The 15,273-nt window shown below is 72.5% G+C and carries 14 protein-coding genes; 11 read left to right on the plus strand and 3 right to left on the minus strand.

Annotated elements, in window-relative coordinates:
- The first annotated feature begins 1 nt into the window (after nucleotide 1).
- Together ACQPYA_RS11145 and ACQPYA_RS11150 are read left to right on the plus strand one after the other, a co-directional pair.
- On the plus strand, nucleotides 2-886 hold the full coding sequence (locus ACQPYA_RS11145; RefSeq protein ID WP_433532533.1) for a branched-chain amino acid ABC transporter permease: 885 nt from the start codon (nucleotides 2-4) through the stop codon (nucleotides 884-886).
- Nucleotides 883-1,902, plus strand: a complete 1,020-nt coding sequence (locus ACQPYA_RS11150; RefSeq protein ID WP_433532534.1) for a branched-chain amino acid ABC transporter permease — start codon at nucleotides 883-885, stop codon at nucleotides 1,900-1,902. Before ACQPYA_RS11145 ends, ACQPYA_RS11150 begins: the two co-directional genes overlap by 4 nt.
- Before the next feature lie 122 nt (nucleotides 1,903-2,024).
- Here the strand turns inward: ACQPYA_RS11150 and ACQPYA_RS11155 are convergent, their stop codons facing one another.
- A complete protein-coding gene (locus ACQPYA_RS11155; RefSeq protein ID WP_433532535.1) occupies nucleotides 2,025-2,606 on the minus strand; it encodes a hypothetical protein in 582 nt (193 codons plus the stop codon).
- A gap of 638 nt (nucleotides 2,607-3,244) precedes the next feature.
- On the opposite strand from ACQPYA_RS11155, the gene ACQPYA_RS11160 reads away from it, so the two are divergent.
- Together ACQPYA_RS11160 and ACQPYA_RS11165 are read left to right on the plus strand one after the other, a co-directional pair.
- Complete coding sequence (locus ACQPYA_RS11160) at nucleotides 3,245-4,807, plus strand: MFS transporter (RefSeq protein WP_433532536.1); 1,563 nt, start codon at nucleotides 3,245-3,247, stop codon at nucleotides 4,805-4,807.
- 19 nt (nucleotides 4,808-4,826) lie between these two features.
- The gene (locus tag ACQPYA_RS11165) at nucleotides 4,827-5,426 is read left to right on the plus strand and encodes a TetR/AcrR family transcriptional regulator (protein ID WP_433532537.1); all 600 of its coding nucleotides are present in this window, start codon (nucleotides 4,827-4,829) and stop codon (nucleotides 5,424-5,426) included.
- A gap of 20 nt (nucleotides 5,427-5,446) precedes the next feature.
- On the opposite strand, the gene ACQPYA_RS11170 is transcribed toward ACQPYA_RS11165, so the two are convergent.
- Together ACQPYA_RS11170 and ACQPYA_RS11175 are read right to left on the minus strand one after the other, a co-directional pair.
- Nucleotides 5,447-7,366 carry a helix-turn-helix domain-containing protein gene (locus tag ACQPYA_RS11170; protein WP_433532538.1) on the minus strand — a complete coding sequence of 640 codons (1,920 nt, stop codon included), beginning with the start codon at nucleotides 7,364-7,366 and terminating at the stop codon, nucleotides 5,447-5,449.
- A gap of 14 nt (nucleotides 7,367-7,380) precedes the next feature.
- The gene (locus ACQPYA_RS11175; RefSeq protein WP_433532539.1) at nucleotides 7,381-8,163 is read right to left on the minus strand and encodes a 3-hydroxybutyrate dehydrogenase; all 783 of its coding nucleotides are present in this window, start codon (nucleotides 8,161-8,163) and stop codon (nucleotides 7,381-7,383) included.
- Between the two features lie 273 nt (nucleotides 8,164-8,436).
- Here ACQPYA_RS11175 and ruvC point away from each other — a divergent pair, with 273 nt between their 5' ends.
- The 7 genes from ruvC (at nucleotide 8,437) to ACQPYA_RS11210 (ending at nucleotide 15,146) form a co-directional block, all read left to right on the plus strand.
- A complete protein-coding gene (gene ruvC / locus ACQPYA_RS11180) occupies nucleotides 8,437-8,964 on the plus strand; it encodes a crossover junction endodeoxyribonuclease RuvC (RefSeq protein ID WP_433533467.1) in 528 nt (175 codons plus the stop codon).
- The gene (gene ruvA, locus ACQPYA_RS11185) at nucleotides 8,961-9,563 is read left to right on the plus strand and encodes a Holliday junction branch migration protein RuvA (protein ID WP_433532540.1); all 603 of its coding nucleotides are present in this window, start codon (nucleotides 8,961-8,963) and stop codon (nucleotides 9,561-9,563) included. The genes ruvC and ruvA overlap by 4 nt, the downstream gene beginning before the upstream one ends.
- On the plus strand, nucleotides 9,560-10,624 hold the full coding sequence (ruvB, locus tag ACQPYA_RS11190; RefSeq protein WP_433532541.1) for a Holliday junction branch migration DNA helicase RuvB: 1,065 nt from the start codon (nucleotides 9,560-9,562) through the stop codon (nucleotides 10,622-10,624). The genes ruvA and ruvB overlap by 4 nt, the downstream gene beginning before the upstream one ends.
- Nucleotides 10,625-10,763: 139 nt before the next feature.
- Complete coding sequence (gene yajC / locus ACQPYA_RS11195; RefSeq protein ID WP_433532542.1) at nucleotides 10,764-11,102, plus strand: preprotein translocase subunit YajC; 339 nt, start codon at nucleotides 10,764-10,766, stop codon at nucleotides 11,100-11,102.
- 284 nt (nucleotides 11,103-11,386) lie between these two features.
- Entirely contained in the window at nucleotides 11,387-13,270 is a 1,884-nt protein-coding gene (gene secD, locus ACQPYA_RS11200) for a protein translocase subunit SecD (protein ID WP_433532543.1), read from the plus strand.
- A gap of 1 nt (nucleotide 13,271) precedes the next feature.
- Complete coding sequence (secF, locus tag ACQPYA_RS11205; protein WP_433532544.1) at nucleotides 13,272-14,474, plus strand: protein translocase subunit SecF; 1,203 nt, start codon at nucleotides 13,272-13,274, stop codon at nucleotides 14,472-14,474.
- Between the two features lie 105 nt (nucleotides 14,475-14,579).
- Nucleotides 14,580-15,146 carry an adenine phosphoribosyltransferase gene (locus ACQPYA_RS11210; protein WP_433532545.1) on the plus strand — a complete coding sequence of 189 codons (567 nt, stop codon included), beginning with the start codon at nucleotides 14,580-14,582 and terminating at the stop codon, nucleotides 15,144-15,146.
- The last annotated feature ends 127 nt before the right edge of the window (nucleotides 15,147-15,273 follow it).

Here is a 15,273-nt window from a genome sequence, read left to right on the forward strand (position 1 = left end):
GATGAGCGGTTTCCTGCAACACACGTTCAACGGGTTGGTGAGCGGGGCGTTCTACGCCCTGCTCGCCCTCGGGCTCGCGGTCATCTTCGGGATGCTGAGAGTGGTCAACTTCGCCCACGGCGCGTTCTACATGCTCGGCGCGTTCGGGGCGTACGTGCTGCTCTCCGAGGCCGGGGTGCCGTTCTGGGGCGCGCTGGTGATCGTGCCGGCGGCGCTGGGTCTGCTCGGCATGGCGCTCGAACGGGCGTTCATCCACCGGCTGACCCGGCTGGATCCGCTCTACAACTTCCTGCTGACCTTCGGGTTGACGCTGATCCTGCAGGACCTGGTCAAGAGCCGGTACGGGGTGCAGTCCAGCCCGTACGCCACCCCGGCCGGGCTACGGGGGTCCATCGACTTCGGCCTGTTCACCTTCCCGGCGTACCGGGTCTTCGTGTTGGGCTTCGCGATCGTGGCCTGCCTCGGGGTCTGGTGGCTGCTGAGCCACACCCGGATCGGCATGGTGGTCCGGGCCGCGACGGAGCGGCCCGAGCTGACCCGGGCCTTCGGGATCAACGTCGGGCGGTGGGTGACTCCGGTGTTCGGCTTCGGCATCGCCCTGGCCGGGGCCGCCGGGGTGCTCGCCGCACCGATGCGGGCGGTCAACCCGCTGATGGGCGCCGACCTGATCATCGTGGTCTTCGCGGTCGTGGTGATCGGTGGGCTCGGCTCCATCTTCGGCTCGGTGGCCGCCGGCTTCGGCATCGGCCTGGTCCAGTCGTGGGGCGAGGCGTACCTGTCGGAGTCGGCGCCGATCCTGGCGCAGACCCTGGTGTTCATCGTGATGGCGGTCGTGCTGCTGTGGCGGCCGGCCGGTCTGTTCGGGCGAGAGGAGTCGCCGGCATGACCTCCACACCCACCGTGCCGCCGGAGGCGCCCGACGCCGCCGCGCCGCGGTCCGCCCTGGGCACGGTGGCCGCCGCCCCCGGCTGGTTGCGCCACGCCCTGCTGGCGGCCGGGCTGGCGGTGGCGTTGTGGCTGCCCAACGGGCTCTACCCGGCCGTCGCCGTCGACATCCTGTGCTGGGCGCTCTTCGCCGTCGCCATCGACCTGCTGCTCGGCTTCACCGGGCTGATGTCGTTCGGGCACGCCGCCTTCTGGGGCACGTCGGCGTACGCGACGGGGTTGGTCGCGATCCATGCGGGCGTACCCTTCCCGGTCGCCGTGCTGGCCGGGGCGCTGGTGGCGGCCCTGCTCGCGGTGCCGGTCGGGTATCTCGCGGTCAAGCGGACCGGGATCTACTTCGCGATGGTGACCCTCGCCTTCGCGCAGATGATCTACTACATCGCGAACAAGTGGGGCAGCGTCACCGGCGGCGAGAACGGCCTACAGAGCGTGCCGCGGGAGCTGTTCGGCCTGGACCTCAGCGACGAGTACCACTTCTACTATGCGGCGCTGCCGATCGTGCTCCTCGGGCTGGCCGCCGCGTGGCGGATCGTGAACTCGCCGTTCGGCCGGGTCCTGGTCGGCATCCGCGACAACCCGGCGCGGGCCCGCGCGCTCGGTTACCCGGTGCACCGCTACAAGCTCACCGCGTTCGTCCTCTCGGCGTTCCTGGCCGGGCTCGGCGGGGGGCTGTTCGTGATGGGCCACCGGTTCGTCTCGCTGGACGCCCTGCACTGGACGACCTCGGGCAAGGCGGTCATCGTCGTCGTGCTCGGTGGCATCGGCACCCTCTGGGGCGGCGTGCTCGGCGCGGCCATCCTGGTCCGGCTGGAGGACTGGCTGTCGTACTCCGGGTTCGAGACGATCGGCCTGGTGACCGGCGGCATCTTCGTCCTGGTGGTGTTGCTGTTCCGGCGCGGGATCTGGGGCAGCGTGGCCGCCCTGGCGCAGCGCTGGCGGGTTTCCCGCCGCCGGTAGCCCGCCCGCGGCCGGTAGCCCGTCGGTGGCCCACGTCCCGGGCCCGGACATGCCGCTGGCCGGCATCCTGGTGGATGCCGGCCAGCGGTTCCTGCTTCCCCTGTGGAGGAATGCCGGTCGGGTCAGCTGTTCCAGTGCTGGGTGACGAGGTCGGCGGCCTGCTGTTCCCACTGGGCGTAGTGGTCCGGGTAGGCCGAGACCTGCACCTTCTGCGCGGCCACGGTCAGGGGCAGGTCCTTCCACCCGTCGATTTGCTTCAGGCCGTTGAGGAACGCGGTGGTGGCGTATTCGGGGTCGGTGATCTGTTCGACTGTGCCCCAGCCGGAGGAGGGGCGCTGTTGGAACAGGCCCTGTGAGTCGTGGTCGTTGCGGTCGCCGAGGTGGCCCAGGTTTTCCAGCTTGGATTCCTGCAACGCGGTGGCGATGGAGACGACTGCGGCCCGTTCGTCCATGCCGGTCTTCTTGGTGGCGGCGATGATGGCCTTGGCGTTGCTGGTCTGCTCGGCGTTGAGGTCGATGCGTGACTGCGCGCCCTGTACGCCGTGTGGGGTGAGGGCGCCGGTGTCGGGCTTGTCGGCCTGGACGGCGGCGGGGGTGGTGGTGCCGGTGGTGGTGGTGTCGTGGTTCAGCGGGCCCGCGGCGAGGCCACCGGCGACGGCGAGACCAGCGATACCGAGAACACTCTTACGCAGCATCGAGTTCATGATCAAAACTCCATCCGGGGGTCGGGGGTCCGCGCCACCTCGGTCGGGGGCGGCGGCGCGGAAGGGTGTGCGCCGGGTGGGCGCGGGAGGATCAGGGGTCCCCGCGGGGCCTGAGGGGTGGGCGCTCGTCGCGGGGCCGGTCCAGGTGTAACGACTGACCGGGGCGGCTCATTCCGGGGGACCCGCTCGCGGGTCGTCGTCTCCGGTGGGGTGGCCGGCGGGGGATCATGGCCGGGGGCCGGGCCCTGCTTGGTCAGCCACGGGTTACAACGCCATCCACCCGCCCGAGATTCCGTCGACGGCCCGCCGGCATCGCCGCATGACCGGGACATCGCCCCCAGATCGGACACCAACCCCGACCGTATGCCGCGCCAAAACGGACACAGAGCCCAGAGCGGGCGCAGACCCCAAACGGGCACAGACCCCAGGGTGGACGCCGGTTCCGGACCGGACGCCGGCTCCGCGCGGCCGGCACGGCGGCCGGCCGCTGTGGGTGCTTTTCTTGCGGGCGGGGCGACACGGGAGGCGGCGGTGACCGCTGTCACATTCGATACGATCCGGTTCCGTATCGTTAATGGGGAGCCTACGCTCGGGACCGATTACGGACGGGACCGTATCGAAACCGGGGGGTACCGGAGATGCAGCCGAACCAGAACACCGGACATCCGAGGAGGTGGGCGATCCTCGGGGTGCTGGTGATCAGCCTGCTCGTGGTCGTCCTGGACAACACCATCCTCAACGTCGCCCTGCGAACGCTCGCCGACCCGGTGCACGGTCTCGGGGCCAGCCAGGGCGAGCTGGAGTGGTCGATCAACTCCTACACGCTGGTCTTCGCCGGGCTGCTGTTCACCTTCGGGGTGCTCGGCGACCGGTCCGGCCGCCGCCGCATGCTCCTCATCGGCCTGCTCCTCTTCGGCCTGGCGTCACTGCTCTCGGCGTACGCGCAGAGCCCCGCGCAGCTGATCGCGGCCCGCGCGCTGATGGGGGTCGGCGGCGCGGCCATCATGCCGGCCACCCTGTCGATCATCTCCAACGTCTTCGACCCGCGCGAACGGGGGCGGGCCATCGGGGTGTGGGCCGGCGCGGTCGGCCTGGCGGTGGCGATCGGGCCGGTCCTCGGCGGCCTGCTGCTGGAGCACTACTGGTGGGGCTCGGTCTTCCTGATCAACGTGCCGGTCGTCGCGCTCGGCGTGGTGCTGGTGGCGCTGCTGGTGCCCGAGTCGCGGGATCCGAAGCCGGGCCGCATCGACGCGTTCGGCGTACTGCTCTCGGTGGTCGGTCTGGTCGCCCTGACCTACGGCATCATCGACGGCGGCGAGCACGGCTTCGGTCGGCCGGTGGTCTGGGCCTCGATCCTCGCCGGCCTCGGCGTGCTGGCCTGGTTCGTCGCCTACGAGCGGCGCAGCACCCACCCCTCGCTGGACGTGCGCCTGTTCCGGGTGCCGCGCTTCGCCGCGCCGGTGGCGATGATCGGGCTGATCTTCTTCGCCGCCATGGGCGTGATGTTCTTCAGCTCGTTCTACCTGCAACTGGTGCGCGGCTACAGCCCGCTGGAGACCGGCCTGCTCTTCCTGCCCTTCGCGATCGCCCAGCTGATCTTCGCCCCGCGTAGCGCCACGATGGTCCGCCGGTACGGCGGCCGGGCGGTCGCGGTGGTCGGCCTGCTGCTGACCGTGGTGGCGCTGGCCGCGTTCGCCTTCGTCGACGCGACCACGCCCATCTGGGTGGTGCTGGTCGTCTTCTTCCTCCAGGGGGTCGGGATGGCGAACATCATGCCGCCGGCCACCGAGTCGATCATGTCGGCGCTGCCCCGGGAGAAGGCCGGGGTCGGCTCCGCGGTCAGCAACACCATCCGCCAGGTCTCCGCCGCGCTCGGCGTGGCGGTGATCGGCTCGGTACTGGCCGCGGGCTACCGCTCCGGCATCGATCCGGCGCTGGCGGACCTGCCGCCGGTGGCCCGGGAGGCGGCCGGCGAGTCGATCTCCGGCGCGTACGCGGCGGCCGGGCAGCTCGGGCCCGCGGCCCCGCAGCTCGTCACGGCGGCCAACGACGCCTTCGTCTCGGCCATGCACTGGTCCGCGGCGCTGGCCGCGCTGGTCGCCGCGGCCGGCATCCTGGTGGCCCTGCGGTGGATGCCCGGCCGGCCGGAGACCGGCGTACCGGCACCGGCCGGCGAGCCCGAGTTGGCCGGCGCCGCCTGACGTCGGGGAGACTGGAGACATGACCACCACCGCAGATGCTCCGCGGCCGCCCGGTCGGCCGCGGAGCGTCCGCGCGGACGAGGCGATCATCGAGGCCACGCTCGACCTGCTCGCCGAGGGCAGCACGATCGAGGCGATCTCGGTGGAGGCGATCGCCGCGCGGGCCGGAGTCGGCAAGGCCACGATCTACCGTCGCTGGCCCGGCAAGGACGCGCTGCTGCGCGACGCGCTGCGCACCCTCAAGGGCGAGCCGCCGCAACCGGCCGGCCACTCCGTCCGGGAAGATCTGATCACGCTGGTCAGCGCGATCGGCCACAACGTCGACCCGCGGGCAGCGAAGATCATGCCCTGCCTGGTGCCCGAGGTGAAACGCAGCCCCGAGCGGTACGCGTTCTACCAGAGCATCGTCGAGCCCCGCCGGGCGGTGATGCGGGAGGTGCTGCGTCGTGGCATCCGGGACGGCGACCTCCGCGCCGACCTCGATGTCGAGGTCACCATGGCGATGCTCACCGGCCCGATGCTGATCCAGCGGGTGTTGAACTGGAACCCCGACCTCGACGAGAAGACCCTCCCCGAGAAGGTCGTCGACGGCGTCCTGGCCGGCATCCGCGCCCGCTGACCCGCCCGCCGCGCAGTGGCTCAGTCGGCCGGCGCGCGCAGCCGGTGCAGGCGCAGCGCCAGCTGCACCTCCAGCGCCCGCTCGGGTCGCTGCCAGTCCGCGCCGAGCAGCTGGCCGACCCGCTCCAACCGCTGGGTCACCGTGTTGACGTGCACGTGCAGCTGCTCGGCCGCTCGCGCCAGGCTGCCGCCCACCCCGAAGTACGCCTCCAGGGTGCGGATCAGGGCGGTGCCCCGACGGGCGTCGTAGTCGATCACGGGGCCGACGGTGGCGGCGAGGAACCGGCTCACGTCGGCGTCGCCGCCGTCGGAGACGGTGCCCAGCAGCAGCCCGACGAAGCCCAGCTCGGCGGTGCTCGCCCCCTGCCCGGCCCGGCCCAGCGCGCCCAGCGCGGTCAGGCAGCGGTCGGCCTCCCGGAACGCGTTGGCAAGCGACGCCGGCCCGGTGGACGGGCCGCTCGCCCCGGCCGTCACCGGCCGTCCGGTGATCCGGGACAGGTCCCGGGCCACCGCGCGGGCGCTGCCACCGGCGTCCTGCCCGGGCAGCATCAGGGCCACCCGACCGTCGCGCGCCGCGGCCAGCCCGCCCCGGGTCGAGGCGTACGTGGTGGCCCAGGAGAGCACTCGCTGCCGGGCCGACCCGGTCGCCGCGATGGCGTCCTCGCCGACGGCCACCAGCACGTGCGGAGCGTCCAGGTCCACGCCGAGGCGGCGGGCGCGGCTGCGCAGCGCGTCGGTGTCGCGCAGCGGCCGGGCGATCAGGTCGTCGAGCAGCTCGCCCCGGACCCGACCCTCCGCCTCGGCGACGGTACGCCGGAACAGCAGCAGCAGCGCGGTCACCAGCGCGGCACGCTCCAGGATCCGCTGGTCGGCGTCGGCCAGCTCGCCCTCGGGGTGCAGCACCAGCGCGCCGAGGTTCTCCGCGCCGGCCACCACCGCGGCGTACCAGAGCGCGCCCCGGCGTACGCTGCGCCCCTCGGTCCGGGACGCGGCCACCGCCTCCACGAGGTCCGCGCGGTCCGGCTCGTCGATCTCGCCCACCCGGGCCAGCAGCCGCCCCTCGGCGTCCAGGGCCAGCAGCGCCCCGCCGAGCACCTCGGTGACCGCGGCCGTGACATCCTCCACCCCGCCGCCGCGCAGCACCAGGGCGGTCATCCGGTCGTGGGCCGCCGCGGCCCGCTCCACCGAGCTGCTGTGCGCCCGGATGGTGGTGTTGGCCGCCGACAGCTCCGCCAACGCCGCCCGGGTCTCGGCCAGCAGCCGCGCGGTGTCGATCGCCACCGCGGCGTGCGCGGCCAGCGAGAGCAGCAACGCCACCTCCTCGCGGGCGAACGGCCGGGCCGAGCGGTTCGCCGCGTAGAGCACGCCGATGCTGGTGGAGCCGAGCCGCAGTGGCACCCCGAGGATGGCCACCAGCCCCTCCTCGCCCACCCCCGCGTCGATCTCCCGGGTGTGGTGGAAGCGATCGTCCTCCGGGTAGTTCGCGGTGACGTAGGGAGCGCCCGACTGGGCCACCAGCCCGCCGAGGCCGGCCCCCATCGGCAGCCGCAGCCGCTGGAACCGGGCCGAGACCGAGCCGTCGGTGACCCGCATGTAGGTGTCGCCGCGCTCGGAGTCGTTGAGCGTCATGTAGGCGATGTCGGCGCCGAGCAGGTGCCGGGCCCGGTGCACGATCGCCCGCAGCACGTCGTCCAGGTCGCGCAGCCCCGCCAGGTCGCTGACCGTGTCGTACAGGCCGGAGAGTTCGCTCTCCCGGCGGCGGCGGCGCTCCAGCAGCGCGCGGACCCGCAGCGCCACGGTCTTGGCCTGCTCCAGCTCGGCGATCCGGTCGGCGGGCAGCCCGGCCGACCGGGCAGCGACCAGCGGCCCCTCGAACTCGACCGCGGCCGCCTCCCGGGCGAGCAGTTCCAGGAACTCCACCGGCGACGACATGACGGACATTGTGCGGGCAACCATCAGTTCGCCGTCCAGCCCCCGTCGAGCGCGATCGAGGCGCCGGTGAGGAACGCCGCGGGCGGGGAGCAGAGGTAGGCCACCAGCTCGGCCACCTCCTCGGGCTCGATCAGGCGTTTGATCGCGGCCCGGGCCAGCATGATCTTCTCGATCACCTCGGTCTCCGGGATGCCGTGGGTGGCCGCCTGGTCGGCGATCTGGCTCTCCACCAGCGCGGTGCGTACGTACGCCGGGTTGATGCAGTTGGCGGTGACCCCGTGCGCCGCACCCTCCAGCGCCACCACCTTGGAGAGCCCCTCCAGGGCGTGCTTGGCCGCGACGTACGCCACCTTGTAGGGCGAGGCGCGCAGCCCGTGCACCGAGGAGATGTTGACGATCCGGCCCCAGCCCCGCGCGTACATGTGCGGCAGGGCTCGCCGGATGACCAGGAACGGCGCCTCCACCATCACCCGGTGCAGGTACTCGAAGCGTTCGACGGCGAACTCCTGCACCGGCGCGACGTGCTGTAGCCCCGCGTTGTTGACCACGATGTCCACCTCGGCGTCGAGCCGGTCCACCGCCTCCGGGTCGGCCAGGTCGATGCCCTCGGCCCGGCCGCCGGCCTCGGCGGCCACCAGCTTGGCGGCCTCGACGTTGCGGTCGACCACCAGCACGCTGGCGCCGGCCGCGGCCAGCCGCCGGGCACAGGCGCGGCCGATACCACCGCCGCCGCCCGTCACGAGGGCGGTACGGCCGGCGAGGTCGACGTTCACGACGTGGGGGACCGCCACGGGTTCTGCCGTCATGGCGCATGAAGTTACGAGCTGTGTGGCCGAGCGCACATGGGGTTGCGACACATACTCGCACCGCACTCTGTGGCCGGTCGCGACATCCGAGCCGCGCCGACGTGACGATGCCGGTACGCAGCCACCCGGCGGGCGTGTCCCGGGGCGCGGCGTGTCGGCCCCGTCGGTAGGGTGGTCGAACACACGTACTGCTCGGTGGGCGGGGATTCAGCGGGCTGCGGGGTCGGTGGCTCGACGCCGGTGGGCGGAGAGTCGGTGGCGGGAGGAGGCGGCGTGCGGGTGCTCGGCGTCGACCCGGGGCTGACCCGGTGCGGGGTCGGCGTGGTCGAGGGGGTGCCGGGGCGGCCCTGCGCGTTGGTCGCCTACTACGTCGTCTACACCGACCCGGCCGACGAGCTGCCGGCCCGCCTGCTGCACCTGGACCGCTCCCTGACCGAGCTGGTCGCCGAGCACCAGCCGGACAGTGTGGCCGTGGAGCGGGTGTTCAGCCAGCACAACGTGCGTACGGTGATGGGCACCGCCCAGGCCAGCGGTATCGCCGTGCTGGCCGGGGCGCGCGCCGGGCTGCCGGTGCAGACGTACACCCCGAGCGAGGTGAAGGCGGCGGTGACCGGCTCCGGTCAGGCGGACAAGGCACAGATGACCGCGATGGTCACCCGGCTGCTGCGGCTGCCCGAGCCACCCCGGCCGGCGGACGCCGCGGACGCCCTCGCGCTGGCCATCTGCCACGTGTGGCGCGGCGGCACGCGGTCGAAGCTGGCCGCCGCCGCGGACCGGGCGAGACGAGGAGCAACGAGATGATCGCCAGTGTCCGCGGCGTGGTGACCGCCACCGGTGGTGACCACGCGGTGATCGAGGTCGGCGGGGTCGGCCTGGCCGTGCAGTGCGCCCCCGGCACCATCGCCGACCTGCGGGTCGGCCAGCCGGCCCGGCTGGCCACCAGCCTGGTCGTCCGGGAGGATTCGCTCACCCTCTACGGCTTCGCCGACGACGACGCGAAGGCGCTGTTCGAGCTCTTGCAGACGGCCAGCGGGGTCGGCCCACGGCTGGCCCAGGCGGTGCTCGCCGTGCACACCCCGGATGCCGTGCGCAAGGCGATCGCCAACGCCGACATCGCGGCGCTGACCCGGGTCCCCGGGATCGGCAAGAAGGGCGCCGAGCGCCTGGTGCTGGAGTTGCGCGACCGGATCGGCCCGGTGCCGGTGGGTGCCGACGGCGCGGCCGGGGTGACCGGCGGGGCGTGGCCGGAGCAGGTCCGCCAGGCGCTGATCGGGCTCGGCTGGACGGCCGGCCAGGCCGACCAGGCCGTGGCCGCCGTCGCCGAGACCGTCGACGGCGCCACCCCGCCGGTGCCGGTGCTGCTCAAGCAGGCCATCCGGCTGCTGGGCCGGACCCGATGACCGGCGACAACCTGGTCTCGGCGTACGTGGCCGACGCGGAGCGGGACGCGGAGGCCAGCGTCCGGCCGAAGCGGCTGGACGAGTTCATCGCCCAGCACCGGGTCCGCGACCAGCTCGACCTGCTGTTGCAGGGCGCGATGCGGCGCGGCTCGCCACCCGACCACATCCTCCTGTCGGGGCCGCCTGGCCTCGGTAAGACCACCCTGGCCAACATCGTGGCCGCGGAGCTGGGCACCGGCATCCGGGTGACCAGCGGCCCGGCGATCGAGCGCTCCGGCGACCTGGCCGCGATCCTGACCAGCCTGGCCGAGGGCGACGTGCTCTTCATCGACGAGATCCACCGGATCGCCAAGCCGGCGGAGGAGCTGCTCTACAGCGCGATGGAGGACTTCCGGGTCGACGTGGTGGTGGGCAAGGGCCCGGGGGCCACCGCGATCCCGCTGGACGTCGAACCGTTCACCCTGGTCGGCGCGACCACCCGTGCCGGTCTGCTCACCGGCCCGATGCGGGACCGGTTCGGCTTCGTCGCCCACCTGGACTTCTACTCCCCGGCCGACCTGGAGGTGCTGCTGCACCGGTCGGCGCGGATCCTCGGCGTGCCGATCACCGACGACGGGGCGGCGGAGATCGCCGGCCGGTCCCGGGGCACGCCCCGGATCGCCAACCGCCTGCTGCGCCGGGTGCGGGACTTCGCCGAGGTACGCGCCGACGGCGTGGTCACGGTCGCCACGGCCCGCGCGGCCCTGACCGTGTACGACGTGGACGCGCTCGGGCTGGACCGGCTCGACCGGGCGGTGTTGACCGCGCTGGTCGACTCGTTCCGGGGCGGCCCGGTGGGCCTGTCGACGCTGGCCGTGGCGGTGGGGGAGCAGCCGGACACGGTGGAGGAGGTCTGCGAGCCGTTCCTGGTCCGGGCCGGGCTGCTGGCCCGGACGCCGCGGGGCCGGGTGGCGACCGAGGCCGCCTGGCAGCACCTGGGGCGTACGCCCCCGAATGGTACATTTGGCACCGAAGCTCCTCCCGTGGCCGATCTCTTCTCCGTGGACACCGGCGAGCCGTGATCCGAACGTGATCTGTGCCGCATTCGGCGTTCCCAGATACAGCGACTAGACTCGCCGCGGTCTGTACAGGATGTGAAAATCCGCCTCCGCTCCGGCGTTCACCCGCCGGGACCGGGGGCCAATGGGAAGGTCGACAACCGTGCTTTACGCAGCAGAAGGCGGCGGAGCGGGAGGCTTCACGCCGATCCTCATGATCGCTCTGCTCTTCGGCGTCATGTACTTCATGATGATCCGCCCGCAGCAGAAGCGCCGCCGCGAGGCAGAGTCCATGCAGTCCGGCCTTTCCGCCGGCGACGAGGTGGTCACCATCGGCGGGCTCTACGGCACGGTCACCGGTGTCGAGGACGACAGCGTCCTGCTTGAGATCGCCCCCGGAGTGCAGACCCGCTACGCCCGCCCGGCGATCGCCCGGGTGGTCACCAAGGCGGAGCGCCCCGTCGAGACGGCGGCCGAGGAAACCGACACCGTCAAGGACTGAGCACCGCGCCCACCCGGGCCGGCTCATCGGCCACCCGGGAGGGAACCGCCCGCACGCGTCCCCGGCGGGTGGCCGCCGTCGACGCGTGTGGCGAGACAACTGGATAGATGGCCGACGCCGGGCGTCGGCGCGCCGGCTCGGCCGGTCCACGCGCGCCGGCGTCGACCATCCGAGGCGGCGGCGTCAGCTCGGGTGCCGTCGGATGGCAGATCGTCGGCCGGAAACCCGGCCGACCTCGCCGCCGCGCCAGCGGCGGCGCGACCGTACAGGGAGACAGGACAGCCGTGGCACCACCTCAGGGACAGATGCGCCCGGGACGGCAGTTGGCCGTGCTCGGGGGCATCCTTGTCGTCCTCTATCTTTTGGTGTTCTTCTCGGGCGGCGCCAGTGGCGGCTGGAAGGACCGGCTCGAACCCCGTCTCGGTCTGGACCTCGTCGGTGGCACCCGGCTCACGCTGGAGGCGACCAACACGCTCGACGGCCGGGCCCCGACCGCGGACAACCTGGAGCAGGCCCGCCAGATCATCGAGAGCCGGGTCAACGCGTACGGCGTGGCCGAGGCCGAGGTGGTCACCGAGGGCGACCGCAACATCGTCATCTCCCTGCCTGGCGAGAACCGCGACCTGAGCGAGGTCGGCAGCGCCGCCGAGCTGCGGTTCCGCAAGGTCCTGAAGATCGCCGACGGTAGCGGGACGCTGCCGTCGCCGGCGCCGAGCGAGTCGGCCGAGCCGACGCCGACGGGCAGCCCGAGCCCGTCCGGCAGCACGAGCCCCACCCCGGACGCGGAGGCCACCTCGTCGCCGTCGGCCGGTGGCCAGGGCGGCGGGGCGCCGGCCACGCCGACCCCGTCCGCGACCGCGAGCGCCGCACCGTCGCCGACGGCGAGCGAGGAGCCGGTGCCGCAGAGCGTCGAGGAACAGCGCAAGGCCGTCGAGGAGAAGGTCGGCGCGGAGGCCTGGGCCGCCGCGAACGCGCTCCAGGCGCCGGCGGACCTCAGCGCCGACCCGTCGCTGGCCGACAAGCTCAAGCCGTTCGCCGAGCTGACCGGCCGTGAGGTCGCGGTGCTCCCGACGCAGATGCAGTTCAACGTGCCGACCATCAGCTGCCTCCAGCTCGACGACCGGCCCCCGGCGTCCATCTCCAACCCGGAGCAGCCGGCCGTCGCCTGCGAGGGCGGCTACGCCAAGAACCTGCTCGACGTGGCGAAGGTGCTCGGCACCGACGTGGACAGCGCCGCCGCGGTGCGCGACCAGACCAGCCAGTGGGTGGTCAGCCTCAACTTCACCCGCTCCGGTCAGGAGAAGTGGACCAACCTGACCCGCGAGGCGTTCAACAACGAGGGCCAGGCGTGTGACGCCACCGCGCTCGGCGACGAGGGCAAGTGCCGGGTCGCCGTGGTGCTGGACAACGCGATCATCTCGTCGCCGCAGATCCAGGGCGTGCTCACCGGCAACTCGCAGATCACCGGCAACTTCAACAACGCCGAGGCCAGCGAGCTGGCCGGTTACCTCAACTACGGCGCCCTGCCGGTCACCTTCCAGGCGCAGGAGCAGCAGAACGTCACCGCCACCCTGGGCGCCAGCCACCTGCGGGCCGGTCTGCTCGCGGCCGGCATCGGCATGCTGCTGGTCATCATCTACTCGTTCTTCTACTACCGCCTGCTCGGCTCGGTGATCTTCGCGAGCCTGGTGCTCTCGGCGATGCTGCTCTTCGGCGCCCTGGTGGTGCTGGGCCGGCAGATCGGCTTCACGCTCACCCTCGCCGGCATCGCCGGCATCATCGTCTCGCTCGGTGTGGCGGCGGACTCGTTCGTCATCTACTTCGAACGGCTGAAGGACGAGATCCGCGAGGGCCGCAGCCCGCGCAGCGCGGTCTCCCGCGCCTGGGTCCGGGCCCGCCGGACGATCATCTCGGCGAACGCCATCACGATCCTGTCGGCGGTGGTGCTCTACATCGTCTCGGTCGGCACGGTCAAGGGCTTCGCCTTCGCCCTCGGCCTGGCCACGGTGCTGGACCTGGTCGTGGTCTTCCTCTTCCGGCACCCGATGATGACGATGCTCGCCCGTAGCCGGGCGTTCCTGTCCCCGCGGGTCAGTGGTCTCGGCCGGGTGTTGCCGGCCAGGTCGGAGCAGGCCCAGTCCCGCAACCCGCGTGTCAAGGAGGCCTGAGATGGCTGCAGAGAACTCTCTGGCGAGCCGCCTCTACCGGGGCGAGGCCGGCCTCAACATCGTCGGCCGGCGCAAGATGTGGTTCACCGTCGCCGCCGTGCTGGTGCTGATCGCTCTCGGCAGCATCCTGATCCGGGGGTTCAACCCGGGCATCGAGTTCGCCGGCGGCAACTCGTTCCAGGTCCCCACCAGCGTCGGCACCATGCAGGACGCCGAGGCCACCGCGAACCAGTCGCTGGCCACTGCGGGCGAGGGCGCCCACGTGGTCACCGCGCAGAAGGTCGGCGGGGCCGGCGGCGAGTTCTACGAGCTGCGGACCACCCAGCTCGACCCGGAGCAGGCCGAGGCCGTCCGGCTCGACATGGCCGAGCGGTTCGACATCGACGCGGCGCAGATCAGCGCCAACCGGGTCAGTGAGGCGTGGGGCAGCCAGGTGACCAACCGGGCCGTGCTCGGTCTGGTCATCTTCATCGCGCTGGTGACGGTCTACCTGATCCTGCGCTTCGAGTTGAAGATGGCCATCGCGGCGATCTTCTCCCTGGTGACGAACCTGGCCCTCACCGCCGGCATCTACTCGATCGTCGGGTTCGAGGTCACCCCGTCGACGATCATCGGGTTCCTCACCATCCTGGGCTTCGCGCTCTACGACGTGGTGGTGGTCTTCGACAAGGTGCAGGAGAACACCCGGGGCATCACCGCGAACAACAACCAGACCTATGGCGATGCGGCCAACCTGGCGGTCAACCAGAGCCTGATGCGATCGGTCAACACCTCGGTGGTGGCGCTGCTGCCGGTCGGCGGCATCCTCTTCATCGGTGCCGGCCTGCTCGGCGCGGGCACCCTGAAGGACCTCGGCCTGGTGCTCTTCGTCGGTATGGGCATGGCGTTCCTCACCTCGATCACGCTGGCCACCCCGCTGTTGGTGGTGCTCAAGAACCGCGACCCGCGGATCGAGGCGCACAACCGGCGGGTGGAGGCCCGGCGGGCCGCGGTGGCCCGCGGCGAGATCCCGGCCGCCAAGACCAGCTCCCGCCGGTCGGAGGAGGTCGTGGAGAAGCCGGTGCCGGCGGAGGCCGGTGCCGCCGCCCTGGCCGGTGCCGCCGCGCCGAAGGTGGGTGCCCGGCCGGCCGGCAAGCGCTCCGGCGGCGCCCGGGGTGGACGCCCCGGCGGCGGCAACCGCCCGAGCAGCGGAAAACGGCGCTGACACCGCCGGGACCGACCCGGTAGGACGGACCAGGACGGCGTCCTGCAATGCTGTGCGAGCAGCGTGCAGGACGCCGTCGTCGTGTGGAAGGGGAGCGGAGCTACCGTGACGGAGACCCACAGCACCGGGGTACGCGGAGACAGCGGGCCGGAGGCGGCCCGGCTGGTGGCCAGCCGGGTGCTCGACGTGCCCGACTTCCCCAAGCCCGGCGTCATGTTCAAGGACCTGATGCCGTTGTTCGCCGACGGTGACGCCTTCCGCGACGTGATCGACGGGATCATCGCGTATCACGGGCGGGAGTCCTTCGACGCCGTGGTCGGCATCGAGGCGCGGGGCTTCGTGATCGCCGCCGCCATCGCGTACGCGACCGGCATCGGCGTGGTGCCGGTGCGCAAGGCCGGCAAGCTGCCCCGACCCGCCTACGCCGCCTCCTACGCCCTGGAGTACGGCGAGGCCACCCTGGAGGTGCACCAGGACGCCTTCACCGCCGGGCACCGGGTGCTGGTGGTCGACGACGTGCTCGCCACCGGCGGCACCGCTGCGGCAACGCTGGACCTGGTGGAACGGGCCGGTGGCACGGTGGCGGGCTTCACGGTGCTGCTGGAGCTCGCGTTCCTCGGCGGCCGGGACCGGCTGGCGCCGCGTCCCGTCCATGCCCTGCTGACCGTTTGAGAATCGGGTCGCCTCCGGATGACCCGGCACGGTCCGTCCGGCGGAGCGGCACGGCACCCCCGGTGCGGGTAGCATTGCCCATTGCTGACCGGGCGGTGACCCGTTCGAGCGGCGCGAGACCAGGCCG

Source organism: Micromonospora sp. CA-263727 (assembly GCF_050942455.1).
Taxonomy (GTDB): domain Bacteria; phylum Actinomycetota; class Actinomycetes; order Mycobacteriales; family Micromonosporaceae; genus Micromonospora.